The organism is Salimicrobium album (assembly GCF_900107115.1).
Taxonomy (GTDB): domain Bacteria; phylum Bacillota; class Bacilli; order Bacillales; family Halobacillaceae; genus Salimicrobium; species Salimicrobium album.
Genome location: NZ_FNOS01000001.1, coordinates 503,314 through 520,495, shown reverse-complemented (window position 1 = coordinate 520,495; position 17,182 = coordinate 503,314). Strand labels below are relative to the sequence as shown.

Sequence of the window (17,182 nt, the reverse complement as noted above, 5' to 3'; positions counted from 1 at the left end):
CTTCCTAGGGAATGTACCCACGCTCCATTCAGATGAAACTCTTTTTACATTAATTGTGAGATTAAAGAAGTTATAAAATAGTTAACTGAAACTAAAAAAATTTTTCTGTAGTTGCTTTTTCCAAAATTATAAAAAAACGTACCTCTTACAAAAATTTCAGTTTTTAACAATTACCACGGACCACTTTCAAATAGGAAAGCAGAAAAAAATTAAATAGTTTTGTATAAATAGAGTTTTATCCTTTGAAAGAAGTTAAAATAAAGGAAGGGGGGTATCGAAATGATTGAACTGAATGGAATAACACATAAATTCGGAAAAGAAAAAGTGCTGGAGGATGTCGACATATTCATCGATCGCGGGGAAATATTCGGATTACTGGGCCCCTCAGGATCCGGAAAGACGACACTCGTGCGCATTATGACGGGATTGATCATCCCTCAGGAGGGGGAAGTGAAGCTGAGGAACCAGCGAATGCCGAAACGTTCGCTTATGAAACGGTACGGTTATATGGCTCAGGAAAATGCTCTTTATTACGAACTGACCGCCTGGGAAAATCTTGATTTCTTTTCTTCCTTCTATCTCAGAAAACAAAAAAAAGAAAGAATGAAATATGTACTTCGTATTACCGGACTACTGGAATACAGAAACCGTTCCGTCGGCTCTTTTTCCGGGGGGATGCGACGAAGATTATCCTTGGCGATAGCGATGGTTCACGATCCGGAAATTCTGATACTGGATGAGCCGACCACGGGACTTGACCCTGTAGTACGCCGCAGCATCTGGAAGGAATTTTACCGGTTGAAAGAACAGGGGACGACTATTCTGATCACTACTCACTCGATGGAAGAAGCCGAGAAATGTGGCCGGCTGGCAATGCTGCGTGGGGGGAAAGTAATAGCTGCGGGAAGCCCGGATGCATGGAAGAGAGAATATCATACCCAGACTCTCGAGGATGTATTCCTTCATTTCGGAGGTGAGGAAGCTTGAACATTCTTATTGTAGCCAAAAGGATTTTACGCCAATTCCTGAGAGATAAGCGGAGTGTGGCCCTGATGGTAGTGGCGCCTGGACTTATATTATCCCTCTTATGGCTTGTACTCGATAATGACAGCCGGACGGCTGAAGTGGCTGTGGTGGAAGCACCGGAACAAATCTACGAACAGCTGGCTTCCGGAAAAATGGAAGTATCAATCCTCGACGAAAAGACAGCACAAAAACAGCTGAATGATGCGGAGATCGATGCTTTACTTAAGTGGGATGAAAATAGACCTCTGTTAATTCTTGAAGGTTCGGACCCGACAGACCATCAAATGATACGTACCTCTATTCAGGAGGCGATGGGAGTAGATAGAAAAGAAGCAGTGAGTATTCAATATTGGCATGGTTCAGAGGACATGAATTTCTTTGATTACACCGGTCCTGTACTTATCGGATTCTTTATATTCTTCTTTGTATTTCTCGTAGGGGGAGTTTCTTTTCTCCGGGAACGGACCCAGGGTACTCTCGAAAGGGTCCTGGCCACGCCAATCCAAAGGTACGAGCTGGTGGGAGGATATTTGCTCGGGTTTGGATTATTTACGCTCCTGCAATCTGTTCTGATTGTTCTCTATTCAGTATATGTGCTGGATATGTACATGGTCGGTGAGATGTGGATGGTATTGTTTATTACGATGCTTCTTGCCCTTACTGCTCTCAGTCTCGGTACTTTGTTGTCCACATATGCGAAAAATGAATTTCAGATGATCCAGTTCATACCCCTTGTTATCGTACCTCAGCTATTTTTCTCGGGACTTTTCCCGATAGAAGGATTAAGCAGCTGGGTGCAGGTGCTCGGCAAATTGATGCCTCTTACCTATGGTGCGGAAGCTCTGCGTGGGATCATGCTCAGAAATGAAAATCTCGGTGATCTTCAATGGCAGGTCTTTATGCTCCTTATGTTCTTCGCTATTTTCACACTCTTGAATGTCAAAGCCTTAAGGCGCCACCGTAATCTTTGATGGCGTCTTTTTTACGAAAACATATTCGGAACAGGAAGAAAAGGAAATGAAATATATTTCAGGTTTATTGACTTTATCGACCTGAAGTATTATCATTATCGTTGATAATCATTCTCATCGCTTCATCGAAAGGAGTGCCTGGCTGTGGGCCATATGCACATTAATAACCTGGACGCAGGTTATAGCGACGTTAATATAATCGAGGATATGAACGTAGATATTCCGAGTGGTCAGATTACTACAATTATAGGGGGAAACGGCTGCGGGAAATCGACTCTTTTGAAGACCATCGCCCGGATTCTTCCTGCTAAAGGGGGAGCGATAACCCTCGATGGTAAAAATATCAGTAAATACCCGACCCGGGAACTGGCAAAGCGAATGGCCATTTTGCCGCAGTCTCCCGAAGGGGCTCCGGGGCTTACGGTAGGAGAACTGGTCTCTTACGGAAGGTTTCCCCACCAGAAGGGATTCGGAAAGCTTTCGAAGAAAGACCATGAAGTTATTGACTGGTCCCTCGAGATGACAGGTGTGCTCGCTTACAAGTATGACGGCATAGACAACTTGTCGGGAGGTCAGCGTCAGCGAGTGTGGATAGCGATGGCTCTGGCTCAGGAAACGGAGACGATTCTGCTGGATGAACCGACGACGTATCTCGATATGGCGCACCAGCTCGAAGTGCTCGAGCTTCTGGAACGGCTTAACAGGGAGGAAGGGCGGACAATCGTAATGGTCCTGCATGATATAAACCAGGCCGCCCGCTTTGCGGATAATATCATCGCACTGAAAGACGGAAAAGTTGTTAAGTCAGGGAATGCTCATTTTGTCATCCAGGCTGAAACGCTCCGGGACGTATTCAACATTGAAGCAGATGTCGTGCCGGAACCCAGAACAGGAAAGCCGATTTGCTTTACTTACAATTTATCCAGAGGAGAGAATACCATTGAAAAAAATAATACTGATGCTTCTGTTGATGGCGCTCGTCGCGCTTAGTGCCTGCAGTTCAGGAGAAAATAAGGAAAGCTCCGGGGAGAAAGAGCAGGGGGGAGAATCGTCTTCCGAAAGTTCTTCCATGCGTACGTATGAAAACGAAAATGGAGAGGAAGTAAAAGTTCCTGAGAATCCTGAACGTATCGTCGTACTTTCCACTTATGCAGGGAATGTTCTGAAATTGGATGGAAACGTAGTCGGAGTCGATTCATGGTCAAAAATGAATCCGAACTTCGAAGGTCAGCTTGAAGGTGTGGAAGAAGTATCCGCCGATAACCTCGAAAAAATTATCGAACTCGACCCGGATCTGATTGTAGGGCTTGCGAGCACTGAAAACGTAAGCCAGCTGAAGGAAATTGCTCCGACCGTTACATATACTTATGGAGAACTCGGTTATCTGGAGCAGCACGTGGAAATCGGAAAACTCCTGGGCAAAGAGAAGGAAGCCCGGAAATGGGTGGATGAATTCAAGGCTGAGGCCAAAGAGACCGGTGAAAAGATCAAAGAAAAAATAGGAGAAGACGCTACGGTGACCGTCATCGAGAATTTTGAAAAGGAATTGTACGTATTCGGTGATAATTGGGCCCGCGGTACAGAAATTCTCTATCAGGAAATGGGACTTAAAATGCCTGAAAAAGTAAAAGAAATGGCAATGGAATCGGGATTTTACGCTATCTCCCCCGAAGTGCTGCCTGAATATGCTGGTGACTATATTATTTTCAGTAAAAATTCCGATAATGAAACTTCGTTTGAACAGACGGAAACTTATCAGTCGATACCGGCTGTTAAGAACGGTAACGTTTATGAAGCGGATGCGAAAAAATTCTACTTTAATGACGCTATTTCTCTGGAATATCAACTCGATTTCTTCAAAGAGAAATTTCTTGGAGAGAAATAAAGGATTTCCCGTGCAATAGTTCGGACTTTGGAACAGATGATCGGGCCGGGTCATCTGTTCTTTAGTCTTTGAATTACCGGGTAACAAGTAGAACTAATACAGAAAAGTTGGGACAAATATGCGAATTGTGACGTGGATTTCAAGCGTCGTCTTGATGCTCATATCTTTTTTTATAGCGATGACCTTTGGCGCTGCTGACTCCGGTTTAAAAGAAGCTTGGCTTTCAATAACAGGATCTTCTTTAGAGGGTACGGCGCTGATTCTCAGAGAAATCCGTCTGCCTCGGGAAGTGGCCGCTATGCTTGTCGGTGCGGCACTCTCCGTGTCAGGGGCTATCATGCAGGGGCTGACCAGAAACCCTCTTGCCGACCCGGGGCTGCTCGGTTTAACTGCAGGAGCAAACGCAGCTCTTGCTTTTACCTATGCTTTCTTCCCGGATGCAAATTATCTGGGAATCACTTTCGGTTCTTTTATTGGGGCAGGTGTCGGTATGGCTCTCGTCTTCGGTGTGGGTACTATGAATAAAGGCGGGTTCTCCCCCTTCAGAATTGTTCTGGCCGGAGCGGCGATTTCTGCATTTCTATTCGGAATAGCCGAAGGGGTAAGCCTGATGTTCAAGATATCCAAAGATGTCTCCATGTGGACGGCCGGAGGACTGTCCGGAACGAGCTGGGGACAGGTGCAGATTCTTGCTCCCATTGTACTGCTGGGAATTTTCGTCGCTATGTTTTTTGCGAAACATTTAACGATTATGAGTCTGAATGAGGAACTTGCTATCGGCCTCGGTCAAAGAGTAACAAGAGTCAAATGGGCATTGTTTGTCATTATAGTACTTCTTGCAGGAGCAGCAGTAGCTCTTGTAGGAAATATGGCATTTCTCGGTCTTATGATTCCTCACATTGTCCGCCCGCTCATCGGGCACGATTACCGGAACGTGCTTCCGGCCTCCGCCATAATCGGAGCCGGTTTTATGCTGATTGCCGATACGCTCGCCCGTACGGTGAATGCTCCCTATGAAACGCCGGTCGCAGCAATCGTTTCCTTCATAGGCCTGCCCTTTTTCTTATTTATTGTACAAAGAAAGGGGCAGAGTTTCACATGATCCATCCATCCGTACTGCGCAAATTCAAAATTTACCTGACAGTTTTCAGTGCGCTGATCATCATTACAGCACTGCTCGGCATGGCTCTCGGCTATTCCTCGGTACCGTTTGCAAGGCTTCCTTCCGTAATAGCCGGCGAAGGTACTTTCAAAGAGAATTTCGTTTTCTTTCAAGTACGGCTGCCACGAATAATCGTTACGGTGCTTGCTGGTATGGCGCTTGCCCTGTCCGGTGCCATTTTACAGTCCCTGTCCAGAAATGATCTGGCAGATCCCGGTATTATCGGTATTAATGCAGGGGCCGGAGCGGCAGTAGCTCTGTTCTTTCTGTTTGCTCCACTTGAACCGGGCAGCTTCATTTACCTGTTACCGGCAGTGGCATTTCTGGGGGCGCTTGCGACAGCGGTTGCCATTTATCTGTTTTCGTTCGACAGACGGGCAGGATTCCAGCCGATTCGACTGATTCTGGTCGGTGTCGGGTTCTCCATGGCACTCTCGGGACTGATGATTATTCTGATATCATCAGCGGAAAGAGAAAAAGTTAACTTCATTTCCCAATGGCTTGCCGGAGATATATGGGGAGCGGACTGGCCCTTTATATTGGCACTGCTCCCATGGCTTCTGCTTTTAATACCCTTTACTTTTTATAAAGCGAACAGAATGAATATACTGAACCTCTCGGAGCCTGTGAGTATTGAACTGGGTCTCCCGCTCGGAAAAGAGAGATTCTCGATGCTTATGGCAGCAGTAGCTCTGGCCGCTTCCGCAGTTTCTGTAACCGGAGGTATATCTTTTATAGGCCTGATGGCTCCTCACCTGGCAAAAACTCTCATTGGTCCGAGAACACAACTGTATATGCCTCTGACTCTTCTGCTCGGAGGCTGGCTCCTGCTCATGGCAGACACAATCGGGCGGAACGTTCTTGAACCGGACGGTCTTCCGGCCGGGGTCATGACGGCTCTGATCGGAGCTCCATACTTTATATACCTTCTTACAAGAAAATAGGAAGGACGTTTGAATAAGTACAGGGAAGCCTCGAAGAAAATTTGGAAAGCCCGATCGATGTCGGTAAAGTCGGTCGGGTTTTTGCATTTTGAAGATGGAATTAATTTACTCAACTGGAACTTTCCGTTTTCTCTTCATGCCAATTAGGGTAATGAAAGAGAAAGGAGGGGCAACTATGAGTGAATACGAGTACCAGGCTTTACGGTCTGGACAGGACAATTACATATACAAAGGTACGTGGCTGCAATTGAGCAGACCCCTGACATGGAGCGGTACAATAGCGCCGGTGCTGGCAGGGAGCATTTTGGCAGCCGGGGATGGAGCATTTCGAGTGGACATTATGCTGGCGCTTCTAACAGCCACTCTTCTTATTCAAATAAGTGCAAATATGCTGAATGATTATTTTGATTTCAAAGGAGGTCAGGACAGGGAACGCTGGAGGGAAGCAACAGGTAAGGGGAAAGAAGGTCCTGCACACTCCCGGATACCGGTAGTGGTCAGAATCCTGCTGGCGGTATCCGTAGCGATCGGTTTATGGCTCGCCTTTTCCGTAGGCTGGTGGGTAATAATCGTAGGTACAGCCGGTATCACTGCAGCGATTTTTTATTCTGCCGGCAACAGGTCTCTTGCGTCTCTAGGATTTGGAGAATGCACCGCTTTTCTTTTCCTAGGAGTAGCTACGACTCTCCTGGGATACGCTGTTCAGACAGGAAGCATAAACTATGCTGCTACAGCTACGGCAGTAATTTTCGGTCTGCTGATCAGTATGATGATTCTGACTAACAACGTGCGTGATATCAAAAAGGACGAACAGCACAGGAGGACGATTGCAGTCAGATTAGGGAAGAAAAGAGTGACGAGAACGCTTTCGATTCTGGCCGTTCTCCCTTACGTTGTATTGTTGTGGATGGCAATTTCGAATGCTGCGACTCCATTTATTCTGCTCGCTCTCCCGGCCGTTTTTCTGGCTTTTAAGCTACCCCGGGCATTCGGGCGTAGTGGGACGAGGGAGAAAGAAATAGCAGTGATGAAGCAGGCGGCCCTCCACCACTGGAGTTTCGGATTTTTGTTTATAGCCGGATTACTCGTAGGGATAGTTGTACATTGAGTGGAGAAGAGCCGAAGAAAAATATAAATAGACACAAACACCGAAGGATTTGAAATCCGGTATTTGTGTCTATTTTTTAATAAATGAATAAGCTCGAAGGAAAGAGAGCAAAAAAGATTCGTTTTTCCAGTAGATCTATTTTTAAATTAAACAACGATTCTGGCCGTTTTTTTTTACGTGTCAAAACATTCTTTTTACAGCCTTTTTCATGTCGGGAAGGTCCATCGTTCCGGTCTCGAAGAAGTTCTTGATGATATATTGAGAGTAATTCACGGCCGAAGCGTAATCAATATGACCCGGGAGCGGTGCCATATCCTCAATACAAACATCTATGACTGCAGGCTTGTCGGAGATGAACGCCTGCTGCATTTTCGTCTCCATCTCTTCGAATGTTTCAATACGATATCCTTCCCCTCCGCAGCTTTCTGCAAATTTAGCAAAGTTCATGGAACCGAGGTCCGTCTCTGCGTTCAAGTGTCCCATTTGCTGCTGTTCGTATTTGATCATACCAATTTTCTCATTGTTCAACACAATTACTTTTATCGGAAGCTGATACTTCACGGCTGTAACGAAATCCTGCATAGCCATGGAGAAACCTCCGTCTCCACAAATAGCGAGTACCTGCTTATCGGGGTGTGTGATCTGTGAAGCAATAGCTCCCGGGAGGCCGGCTCCCATAGTTGCCAACTGACCGGACACCAGGAATTTCTGATCGATAAACGGCAGAAAACGGGAGGTCCATACGGTAACGTTACCTACATCCGTTGAAACCACCGCTCCCGGTTTCATGTTCTTTTCTATCTGGTACATTACCTGAGGAGCCTGAATAGGAGTTTTCTCTTCGCGTTTCTCTTTTTGCAGGGCGATACGCCACTCATTCATCCTCTCCTGCTGTTTCTTCAGATAGGCGGCATCTTTCGTGCCGGTCAGAGAAGACGTCAGTTTATGAAGCGTGTCTTTAGCATCACCGGCCAGTCCTGCGGTAACGGGATAATACTTTCCGATATTTTCAGGCTTATTGTCTATCTGAATACCGGGCACGCCTTCTGGAAGAAACTCCGGATAAGGGAACTGGGTACCGAGGAGAATGAGAAGATCCGTTTCTTTCATGGCGTGGTAGGCGGGTTTCGTACCTATTTGTCCATGGTGTCCTAAACAGTAGGGATGATTATCCGGGATAAGCCCTTTGCCGTGTAAACTCAGTATAATAGGTGAAGAAACTTTTTCAGCAAAAGAAAGAAGCTCTTCCTGAGCGCCCCTCGCTCCTTTACCAGCCAGAATAACGGGTTTTTCTGCCTGTTCTATAAGTTTCCTGGCTTTATTCATATCTTCCTGAACCGGAGCCATGTTAGGCCGGAAATAACCTGGAGCGGTAAGATGTCCTTCCTCTTTCTGTTTTTCGGCAAATAGATCGTCGGGAACAATTAAAACGGAGACCCCCTTCTCTGTATAAGCAGTGCGGATAGCCCGGTTCAGCAGGTCGGGAATTTGTTCTGCGGACTCAGCACGTTTATTGAATACGGCTACGTCTTCAAACATACGTTCCAAATTGATTTCCTGAAAAGCATCTGTCCCTACAGAGGTGCTGGTCACCTGTCCCACAATGGCAAGAACCGGAGCGTGGTCCCCCCTTGCATCATAAAGTCCGTTCAGCAAATGAATGGCTCCAGGACCAGTAATAGAAAGGCAGACGCCCAGATTGCCAGTCAGTTTCGCTTCTGCCGAAGCGGCAAGTGATCCGGTTTCTTCATGTCTTACCTGTATAAACCCGAGCTCATCTTCCTTTCTTATATCATCAATCAACTCATTGATAGAGTCCCCAGGAAGTCCGTAAATATGTTTCACTCCCCAGTCCAGAAGCTGGCGGGTCATTATTTCTCCTGTCCTTTTACTCATTTAATCTCTCCTTTTCGTCTTCTGTAACTGTTCATTCCCTGAAGAAAGGTTTATAAACGAAGAACCCCCTGCGCTGAGGGGGGCTTTACTTTATGAGGCTTTCACCCAATAGGCGGCTTCCTGTTCGGAAGGCGCCGGGGGAAATGTGTCCCCGAGGGCCATTTCGACCATGGCATTGTCTTCACAAACATAACCATTTACCAGCCCGTCGATTTTATAAGTGCCGGGCAGTGGTGCTTTTTCTCCGGTTTTGTACCGTGTTTCCTTACTCATGTCTTTCTATTACCTCCTTAAAATTTCCTTTGTTTTCAAATTTCCTTACCCGGAGAAGTTAAAACTCCAACAGATAAAATGTAATGGAAATGAAATAAAAAATATTCAATCTTCACAATTTCTGCACAAAGTAAGGTTATAAAAGTTCATAGAGCCTCTCCATAAGTGCTCTGAATTTAATTTAAGGAGGAATAACGAATGGCTGAAAAGCAGTACGAAAACGCAATGAAAGCTCTTCATGAATGTATGGAAGCCTGCAACTACTGTTTCGATTCCTGTCTGAAGGAAGACGATGTGAAGATGATGGCGGGGTGCATCCGTCTGGATCGCGAATGTGCAGACATGTGTGGATATCTCGAAGCAGCTATCTCAAGAAATTCACCTTATATTTCCGAACTTGCTTCCGTATGTGCGAAAATATGTGATGATTGTGCAGAAGAATGTGCAAAACACGATCACGATCATTGTCAGAAATGCGCTGAGGCTTGTCGTAAGTGCGCGGAAGAATGCCGTAAAATTGCCTGAACAAAATATATACCAGAAAAAGATCGGTCCCTGGCCGGTCTTTTTTAGATTAAATGGAAATATTCATAAATTCTGCACAAAAGGCAGGTAAAGTATTAATGGGTAAAGTTATAAATTTCATATAAAAGTCTCTTAAAACAGGAAAGGAGTGTGAAGTATGGGTGGAATGATGAACGGATACGGTATGGGGGGAGGCTTTTTTGGACTCGGGCTGATTTTTCTGCTTTTGATTATAGCTGTAATTCTTATTGTGGTCTGGATGGTAAAGCCTTCCGGGAAGAGAAGCGACGATGATCAGACCTCCGGACGTAATCATGAGGACATATTAAAATCCCGGCTGGCCCGGGGAGAAATCTCCGAGGACGAGTATGACAGGTTGAAGAAGAAACTGGACGAGTAGTGTCTCTGAGAAAAATAGTTACCAAAAATTCGCACGGAAAGGGGAGAGAGGATTGACTGCACATAACCACGATTCCATGAATGAAGAGCATAAGCATCATGAACATGACAGCGGTGGGGAAGAGCATAGTCACGATCACTCCGGCCATGACCACGGAGCCATGGTGGAAGACTTCAAAAAACGGTTTTACATCTCACTCATTATTACACTGCCTATTTTACTGTTATCACCGATGATCCAGGATTTTCTTGGCTTCAGTATTACATTTCCTTTTGATAAGTACGTGCTGTTCGGACTTGCCACTCTTATTTTCTTCTACGGGGGATGGCCCTTCATAACAGGAGCTATCGATGAGGGAAAGAATAAGAGTCCTGGTATGATGATGCTGATCGGGCTTGCTATCGTTGTAGCATACGTGTACAGTTCTATGGTCGTTTTCGGTTTTGAAGGTCGAAACTTCTTCTGGGAACTGGCTACCCTGATCGACGTCATGCTTCTCGGTCACTGGATCGAGATGAAATCAGTGATGGGAGCTTCGAATGCTCTTGAGGAACTTGTGAAACTGATGCCCGACAAGGCCCATAAAGTAAATGAAGATGGTTCAACGGAAGATATAAAAGTGGGGCAGCTTGACCATGGAGATCATGTCCTGGTAAAACCGGGGGAGAAAGTGCCGGTGGACGGTACGATAATTGAAGGAAAATCAGCCATAGATGAATCGATGCTCACCGGAGAATCCGTCCCTGTCGAAAAAGGTACGGAGGAAGAAGTTATCGGAGGGTCTATCAACAAAGAAGGCAGCCTGACGATTGAAGTGAAAAAACTGGGAGAAGATTCATACCTGTCACAAGTAATTACACTTGTGGAAGAAGCACAGAATTCAAAATCACGGGCTCAGGATTTTGCGAACCGTGCTGCCAAGTGGCTGTTCTACCTGGCACTCGGTGCGGGGATTGCAACATTTGCAGTCTGGTTGGCACTTGGAAATCCGATAGATATGGCGATAGAACGTATGGTTACTGTAATGGTTATTACCTGCCCGCACGCTCTTGGCCTGGCAGCACCTCTGGTAGTCGCTGTGTCCACTTCCATTTCCGCCAAGCACGGTCTCCTTATAAGAAACCGTACTCAATTTGAAAATGCCAGAAACGTTGATGCTGTTATTTTCGATAAGACGGGTACGCTGACAAAAGGAGAATTCGGTGTTACGGAAGTGATAGCGAATGGTACGGAAGAAGAAGAGGTCCTGTACTGGGCGGCAAGTATTGAACAGAAATCCGAGCATCCTCTCGCCCAGGGGATAGTCGGCGAAGCCGAAAAGCGCGACATCACACTTGAGAACGCAGAGGATTTCGAATCGGTGACCGGACGCGGTCTCAGTGGTCAGGTAAAAGGAAGGAAAGTCCAGGTTATGAGCCCGGGCTATATGAGGGAGTATGGAATTGAATACGATACGAAAGCTTTTGGACGTATGTCGGAAGAAGGAAAGACTGTAGTATTCGTGCTCGTAGATGAAGAATACAAAGGAATGATCGCTCTTGCCGATATGGTACGAGAATCAGCGAAAGATGCCGTGGCGGATCTCAAAGAACAGGGGATACGTTCGGTTATGCTTACCGGAGATAACCGTAAAGTGGCTGACTGGGTGGCCGGACAAATCGGAATAGATGAAGTCCATGCAGAAGTAATGCCGGATCATAAAGCGGAAAAAGTGAAGGAAATTCAGGAAAAAGGATTGAGAGTAGCAATGACCGGTGACGGTATTAATGATGCGCCCGCTCTTGCCACAGCTGACGTGGGTATCGCTATCGGAAGTGGTACCGATGTGGCGGTAGAAACGGCCGATATTGTTCTTGTGAAGAGTGATCCAAAAGATATTGTCTCGATAGTTTCTCTCTCGAAGAATACGTACCGGAAAATGGTGCAGAACTTGTGGTGGGCTGCCGGGTATAACATTTTCGCTATCCCGTTGGCTGCCGGAGTGCTTGCCCCTATAGGTATTTTGCTCAGTCCGGCGATCGGGGCGGTCCTTATGAGTCTGAGTACGGTAGTCGTAGCTGTTAATGCCAAAATGATGAAAGCACCACAATAGAGTCAGGTGGTATATAGAATGGAAAGGTATTCAAGAGAGCCTGGGGAGAGATCCCCAGGCTCCCTGTATAGTGTATGAAGGTAACATAGGTTTTCGAACTATAATCAAAGATGGGAGAAGGGAAAGTTTATGAAAAAAATCACTGCATTTCTGACTGCTTTAGGACTGACATTCATTCTTTCGGCCTGCGGAGGGGAAGAAACGAAAGAAGGGATATCAGAAACGGAAAACAGCAAAAGTGAAAAAGACCAATCAGAGCAGGGGGAGCTAGAAAAATTTGAGGGTACTGTGGAACATGTTCACGGTTTAGGCTACACGGATGTAGACGGTGTGACATTTGCATCCCACGAGGGGTTGAAAATCTACAGGGAAGGACAATGGTGGGAAACTCCCTACCATAAAAACGATTATATGGGATTTAACGCCGTTAAAGGAGGAATGTATGTCTCCGGCCACCCGGGAGAAACATCGGATCTGCCTAATCCTGTCGGTCTTCAAAAAGGAAGAGCCGGGGAAGAAGGCCTTGATAACCTTGGCTTCCAGGGAGAAAGTGACTTTCATCTGCTCGGAGTCGGATATGTGAATGAAGCGGTTTATCTGATGAATGACAGACCGGACGAGGAACTTGACACAGGCTTTTATCGCAGTTTTGATAAAGGAGAGACATTTGAACCGTTTCGAGCTGAAAATCTTCCGGAAGATCTGTTTCAGTTGGCAGTCCATCCTACCCGGGAAAAAGTGGTGGCTGCCGCAGCGAAAACCGGGGTGTTTTTAAGTGAAGATGCGGGGGAGACGTTCAATAGAATTTCTGAAAAAGGTCAGGCTTCCGGTCTTACTTTTACGGAAAACAGCTTATACTTCGGTTTACTGCAGAATGGTGCCGCTTTTAAAAAATACGGACTTGCTTCCGAAGAAATGCAAACGGTACCTTTGCCTGAATTTGGAGAAGATGCAGTACTGTATTCTGCTCTCTCTCCCGGGGAGGATGTTATAGTAATATATACAATGAATGGAAGCAGTTACAGTACGGAAGAAGAAGGGGAGACGTGGAAACAATTTCTTGAAGAAGGGACGGTTACCCGCTAAAAGGACTGTTCCGCGGAACTGCCACAGGAATATGAATAAAGCTGTTTTCGAAGATATACAGGGGTGTGGAGAACTTATATGAGGGGAAAATTATCGGTAAAACTGGGTTTGTTGTTTTTTGTACTGATGCTCGTTATTGAAATAGCTTTGTTCTTCATTCTTTATATTACGATATCAAACCACAGGGTTTCGGAAGTGATGGAAGGGCTCCTCGCCCGCGGGGCCGGTCACAGGGACGTACTCGAAAACAACTACGATTCCACTACACTTGAGCACGTCGTACTGATGGAATCGGAAGCCTCTACAGACGTTATCATTACAGATGAAAATGGAAACATCAAAGGTCGTTCCTCAGAGGAAGACGTAGAATTTCAGAGTAGCGTGGTCCGGGATATTGCCCCTGTGAAAGATAATGAAGATCGGATTATAGAGGAAAAATGGGCGGAACTGCCTTATGTAGCTACCGTCTCTCCGATATTTGTAGATGGCGTCCACAAGGGTGAAGTATTTATGTTCTCTCCTTCAGGGACGATCAGAGATACGCTCACTCACCTCTCCGAGCAGTTTTTACTGGTAATGTTGCTGATAGGAGCCGTTACCCTCGTAGTCGTTTTTGCTTTATCCCAGATCATCACCCGACCGCTTATCCGAATGCAGCAGGTGACCGAAAAACTGAGTGCAGGGAAAGCGGATCGTAAACTTGATGAGAGGCACAACGATGAACTCGGCTCGCTTGCTGTGTCTATAAATAGCCTTTCCGAAGACCTTGAACGTCTGAAAAAAGATCGCAATAACTTCCTTTCTTCAATAGCTCACGAATTGAGGACTCCTCTTACTTACATTAAAGGCTATGCCGAAGTGGCTTCGAGAAAAGGCACGAGTAATGAGGAACGGGTAGAGTATCTTGCTATTATAAGGGAAGAGATATACCACTTGACTTCCCTTGTGCAGCAATTGTTTCAACTTGCAAAAATGGAAGAAAATTCGTTCGTTATCGATCCTTCCGTGATAGAACTCACCACCCTCCTCGTGGATGTACGAAGTCAGATGCAGCCTCTTTTTGAAGAAAGGCAAGCCGGGCTCTCTATTTCCGTCCCGGAAGAAGTTTTCGTTTACGGAGACGCTGTGCGATTAAAACAGGTTTTTTACAATCTGCTGAACAATTCTGTTTTTTATGGTTTCGAAAGCCCTCAAGTCGAAATAAACGTCACTGTCATCCGGGGAGAGGTACATATTCTTGTAGCGGATAATGGGCCCGGAGTTCCGGAAGAAACTCTGCCTTATCTGTTTGAAAGACTGTATCGTGTGGAAAAAGCGAGATCTCGGAAATATGGAGGCAGTGGGCTCGGCCTTTCGATCGTGAAGGAAATTATAGAGAAACATGAAGGTACGGTCCAGGCTTTCAATGATAACGGATTATCAATACTTATTAAATTACCGGAGGAAAAAAACTATGGCTAAACTTCTAATGGTTGATGACGAGGAACGGATGCTGAATCTTTTGGAACTGTATCTCCGTCCTCACGGGTACGAGATTACGAAAGTTTCAAGCGGCCAGGAGGCGCTCCGGATGTTGCGGGAGAGGCCATTTGATCTTGTTCTTCTCGATATCATGATGGAAGGGATGGACGGTTTTGAGACGTGTCGGAGACTCCGGACTTTCAGCGATCTTCCTGTACTTATGCTGACAGCAAAGGATCAGAAAGAAGATGTAGTGAAAGGACTGAAGATAGGAGCAGACGATTACGTTACGAAACCATTCGATGAAGATATACTGGTCGCCCGCATCGAAACGCTTCTTCGGAGGAACACACCGGCTTCCATAGAGATGAATGGTTTAATCTGGAAGGAAGAAAACTACGAGTTATCGTATGGAAAAGAAGCGATCGTGCTTACTCCTAAAGAATTTCAAATAATAGGTCTTCTGCTAAAACGACCTAACCACGTTTATGATCGTAATGATCTTCTGGATCTTGTCTGGGGGGTGGATTCGGATACGGGAGGCCGTACTGTGGATTCTCACATGCGTAATGTAAGGGAAAAGATAAGAAAAGCCGGGTTTCCCGTCGACGATCATCTGAAGACCGTGTGGGGAGTAGGGTATAAATGGATAAAATAATAGAACAACAACCTTTCCTCTGAAGGGATGAGCTGAACGGGAAAGAGCGGTGTTAACGGTTTTTGAAAAAAAAGGAAATTCGCGTTTCCGTTACGTCCACAGCGGGAAAAGATTTCAGAACCGTCCCGGCCGAAAAATGCTGCCTGTAATGAACGGAAGGAAAGGGGGGGCTGCCATATGAATGAGGACAGAAAGAAAATAGGGATAGTTACTCCTCCGGGTTATACGAAAAGAATCGGGGAAGGACTGTATTATTCCCTACCCGGACTGCTGAGAGAGTATATCGATAAAGGAGAGACCTGGGAGGTGGAATCTCTGGAAAGTCCCCTGATCGGTTATACAGAAGAACCGGAGGAAGTGTTGGACGCCCTCCTCGAAAAGAAAAAGGAGAACGGATGGGACATGGCAGTCTGCTTAACGGATCTACCGCTCTTTCGGAAGAAAAAACTCATAGTGGCCGAAGCGAATTCCACGAAAAAAGTCGGGGTTCTCAGTCTGCCGGGTCTAGGGGCGGCTCCACTGATCAAACGTATTCGGGAATCTGTATTGCAGTTGGTAAGCGAAATGCACCAGGGCGTATCCTATGAAGACAGAGACAGGGTTCAGCAAAAAAACGGCATAAAGGGCAGAACAGAGACGAATGAAAGAGAACTCGTGAAAAAAAGGGGGTTCGACAGGTTTTCTCCTATTGTCAGGGAGACTCCCGAAGCTGGAAAAACGGCGGAAGTAAGGTTCACGGTAGATTCGAAACTGCGGGGGGCAATCAGGCTGATTACCGGTATGGTTAGAGCGAATCGGCCATGGATGTTATTTACACCGTTTCTGAAAATGCTGGTAGTTGCTTTTACGAGTGGTTCTTTTGGTTTCCTCATATTCCCGACGCTGTGGGAAGTAAGTAACCAGTATACCCTTTGGCGTATGATGGCAATTAATATTTTTGCCGTTGTTCTTCTTGTATTCTGGATTATGACTGCACACAAGCTATGGGAACGGAAAAGTGGGCATTCAAGCGCTTACATCAGAAGGCTTTATAATAGCACGACCGTTCTGACCCTTCTGACAGCGGTCAGTTTCTATTATACCCTGCTGTTGATCTGCTTTCAGCTGCTCGTTCTTGTATCGTTGCCGGAAAGTGCTATCAACGCTCAATTAGACGGAGATATGAACAAAATTGGGTATTTTTACATCGCGTGGACCGCTACAAATATTGGAACAATTGTAGGTGCTCTCGGTACAACGATGGAAAAGGAAGAGATTGTACTCTCAGGTACTTATGGAAATAGGCAGCGGCAGCGCTACGAATTGATAAATGAAGCGGAACAGGAGAAAAAAGAGGCTGAAAAAGAGAAAGAGGAAGCAATTCAGGAGAAAAAGGAAGCAAGAAAGAATGGATAACAGGGAGACTTTATTACATTAATCAGGAATTCAATAAAAGATTTTTCTTTTTATTGGCGGCCGTACGTTTTCTTTTTTAAGCAGGGGGAATTTATTAACTATGCCAGCAAGGAAGGGAACGGAGGCTTATGCCCACTAAACGTGTGAAGAAAAGAAAGTGCCGAAAATGCCAAAAAATTTATCCCGCTGCTCATTTTCAGGAAAACAGGGTTACTCATCTATACTGTAATTTTTGCAGACAGTCCTCCTGGAAGGGTTGATTGTCCGTGGAAGGCCCCTGTATAAATCGTATATGTAATA

At 45.8% G+C, this 17,182-nt stretch carries 16 protein-coding genes; 14 read left to right on the top strand and 2 right to left on the bottom strand.

What is annotated here, in order from left to right:
• Window positions 1-279: 279 nt before the first annotated feature.
• The 7 genes from BLU03_RS02580 to menA all read left to right on the top strand — a co-directional run bounded on the left by BLU03_RS02580 (window position 280) and on the right by menA (window position 7,096).
• Window positions 280-987 carry an ABC transporter ATP-binding protein gene (locus tag BLU03_RS02580; protein WP_008590008.1) on the top strand — a complete coding sequence of 236 codons (708 nt, stop codon included), beginning with the start codon at window positions 280-282 and terminating at the stop codon, window positions 985-987.
• Entirely contained in the window at window positions 984-1,997 is a 1,014-nt protein-coding gene (locus tag BLU03_RS02575; RefSeq protein ID WP_008590006.1) for an ABC transporter permease, read from the top strand. Before BLU03_RS02580 ends, BLU03_RS02575 begins: the two co-directional genes overlap by 4 nt.
• Before the next feature lie 144 nt (window positions 1,998-2,141).
• Window positions 2,142-2,987, top strand: coding sequence for an ABC transporter ATP-binding protein (locus BLU03_RS02570; RefSeq protein WP_093105379.1), 846 nt, complete (start codon window positions 2,142-2,144; stop codon window positions 2,985-2,987).
• Entirely contained in the window at window positions 2,938-3,882 is a 945-nt protein-coding gene (locus BLU03_RS02565; protein WP_093105376.1) for an iron-hydroxamate ABC transporter substrate-binding protein, read from the top strand. The genes BLU03_RS02570 and BLU03_RS02565 overlap by 50 nt, the downstream gene beginning before the upstream one ends.
• A 118-nt stretch (window positions 3,883-4,000) precedes the next feature.
• Window positions 4,001-4,984 carry a FecCD family ABC transporter permease gene (locus tag BLU03_RS02560; protein ID WP_076569214.1) on the top strand — a complete coding sequence of 328 codons (984 nt, stop codon included), beginning with the start codon at window positions 4,001-4,003 and terminating at the stop codon, window positions 4,982-4,984.
• Window positions 4,981-5,988, top strand: coding sequence for a FecCD family ABC transporter permease (locus BLU03_RS02555; RefSeq protein ID WP_093105373.1), 1,008 nt, complete (start codon window positions 4,981-4,983; stop codon window positions 5,986-5,988). The genes BLU03_RS02560 and BLU03_RS02555 overlap by 4 nt, the downstream gene beginning before the upstream one ends.
• Window positions 5,989-6,163: 175 nt before the next feature.
• The gene (gene menA, locus BLU03_RS02550) at window positions 6,164-7,096 is read left to right on the top strand and encodes a 1,4-dihydroxy-2-naphthoate octaprenyltransferase (protein ID WP_176765383.1); all 933 of its coding nucleotides are present in this window, start codon (window positions 6,164-6,166) and stop codon (window positions 7,094-7,096) included.
• A gap of 180 nt (window positions 7,097-7,276) precedes the next feature.
• On the opposite strand, the gene BLU03_RS02545 is transcribed toward menA, so the two are convergent.
• Together BLU03_RS02545 and BLU03_RS02540 are read right to left on the bottom strand one after the other, a co-directional pair.
• Complete coding sequence (locus tag BLU03_RS02545) at window positions 7,277-8,992, bottom strand: pyruvate oxidase (RefSeq protein WP_093105367.1); 1,716 nt, start codon at window positions 8,990-8,992, stop codon at window positions 7,277-7,279.
• Window positions 8,993-9,082: 90 nt separating this feature from the next.
• A complete protein-coding gene (locus BLU03_RS02540; protein ID WP_008589990.1) occupies window positions 9,083-9,265 on the bottom strand; it encodes a YjzC family protein in 183 nt (60 codons plus the stop codon).
• 198 nt (window positions 9,266-9,463) lie between these two features.
• Between BLU03_RS02540 and BLU03_RS02535 the strand changes: the two genes are divergently transcribed.
• The 7 genes from BLU03_RS02535 to BLU03_RS02505 all read left to right on the top strand — a co-directional run bounded on the left by BLU03_RS02535 (window position 9,464) and on the right by BLU03_RS02505 (window position 16,882).
• Window positions 9,464-9,790 carry a four-helix bundle copper-binding protein gene (locus BLU03_RS02535; RefSeq protein ID WP_008589988.1) on the top strand — a complete coding sequence of 109 codons (327 nt, stop codon included), beginning with the start codon at window positions 9,464-9,466 and terminating at the stop codon, window positions 9,788-9,790.
• A 157-nt stretch (window positions 9,791-9,947) separates the two neighbouring features.
• Window positions 9,948-10,190, top strand: coding sequence for an SHOCT domain-containing protein (locus tag BLU03_RS02530; protein WP_245698676.1), 243 nt, complete (start codon window positions 9,948-9,950; stop codon window positions 10,188-10,190).
• A gap of 76 nt (window positions 10,191-10,266) precedes the next feature.
• Entirely contained in the window at window positions 10,267-12,282 is a 2,016-nt protein-coding gene (locus tag BLU03_RS02525) for a heavy metal translocating P-type ATPase (protein ID WP_245698689.1), read from the top strand.
• 129 nt (window positions 12,283-12,411) lie between these two features.
• Window positions 12,412-13,368 (top strand): F510_1955 family glycosylhydrolase, encoded by a 957-nt coding sequence (locus BLU03_RS02520; RefSeq protein WP_084193818.1) that lies wholly within the window; start codon window positions 12,412-12,414, stop codon window positions 13,366-13,368.
• A gap of 78 nt (window positions 13,369-13,446) precedes the next feature.
• Window positions 13,447-14,829, top strand: a complete 1,383-nt coding sequence (locus BLU03_RS02515) for a sensor histidine kinase (protein WP_093105362.1) — start codon at window positions 13,447-13,449, stop codon at window positions 14,827-14,829.
• Window positions 14,822-15,487 carry a response regulator transcription factor gene (locus BLU03_RS02510; RefSeq protein ID WP_076569228.1) on the top strand — a complete coding sequence of 222 codons (666 nt, stop codon included), beginning with the start codon at window positions 14,822-14,824 and terminating at the stop codon, window positions 15,485-15,487. The genes BLU03_RS02515 and BLU03_RS02510 overlap by 8 nt, the downstream gene beginning before the upstream one ends.
• A 177-nt stretch (window positions 15,488-15,664) precedes the next feature.
• Window positions 15,665-16,882 (top strand): hypothetical protein, encoded by a 1,218-nt coding sequence (locus BLU03_RS02505; RefSeq protein ID WP_093105360.1) that lies wholly within the window; start codon window positions 15,665-15,667, stop codon window positions 16,880-16,882.
• Window positions 16,883-17,182 lie beyond the last annotated feature (300 nt).

Coding starts and splice junctions, on each gene's coding strand:
- BLU03_RS02515 (WP_093105362.1), top strand. CDS start 13,447: ATGAGGGGAAAATTATCGGTAAAACTGGGTTTGTTGTTTTTTGTACTG.
- BLU03_RS02510 (WP_076569228.1), top strand. CDS start 14,822: ATGGCTAAACTTCTAATGGTTGATGACGAGGAACGGATGCTGAATCTT.
- BLU03_RS02555 (WP_093105373.1), top strand. CDS start 4,981: ATGATCCATCCATCCGTACTGCGCAAATTCAAAATTTACCTGACAGTT.
- BLU03_RS02505 (WP_093105360.1), top strand. CDS start 15,665: ATGAATGAGGACAGAAAGAAAATAGGGATAGTTACTCCTCCGGGTTAT.
- menA (WP_176765383.1), top strand. CDS start 6,164: ATGAGTGAATACGAGTACCAGGCTTTACGGTCTGGACAGGACAATTAC.
- BLU03_RS02580 (WP_008590008.1), top strand. CDS start 280: ATGATTGAACTGAATGGAATAACACATAAATTCGGAAAAGAAAAAGTG.
- BLU03_RS02525 (WP_245698689.1), top strand. CDS start 10,267: ATGAATGAAGAGCATAAGCATCATGAACATGACAGCGGTGGGGAAGAG.
- BLU03_RS02520 (WP_084193818.1), top strand. CDS start 12,412: ATGAAAAAAATCACTGCATTTCTGACTGCTTTAGGACTGACATTCATT.
- BLU03_RS02545 (WP_093105367.1), bottom strand. CDS start 8,992: ATGAGTAAAAGGACAGGAGAAATAATGACCCGCCAGCTTCTGGACTGG.
- BLU03_RS02540 (WP_008589990.1), bottom strand. CDS start 9,265: ATGAGTAAGGAAACACGGTACAAAACCGGAGAAAAAGCACCACTGCCC.
- BLU03_RS02530 (WP_245698676.1), top strand. CDS start 9,948: ATGGGTGGAATGATGAACGGATACGGTATGGGGGGAGGCTTTTTTGGA.
- BLU03_RS02560 (WP_076569214.1), top strand. CDS start 4,001: ATGCGAATTGTGACGTGGATTTCAAGCGTCGTCTTGATGCTCATATCT.
- BLU03_RS02535 (WP_008589988.1), top strand. CDS start 9,464: ATGGCTGAAAAGCAGTACGAAAACGCAATGAAAGCTCTTCATGAATGT.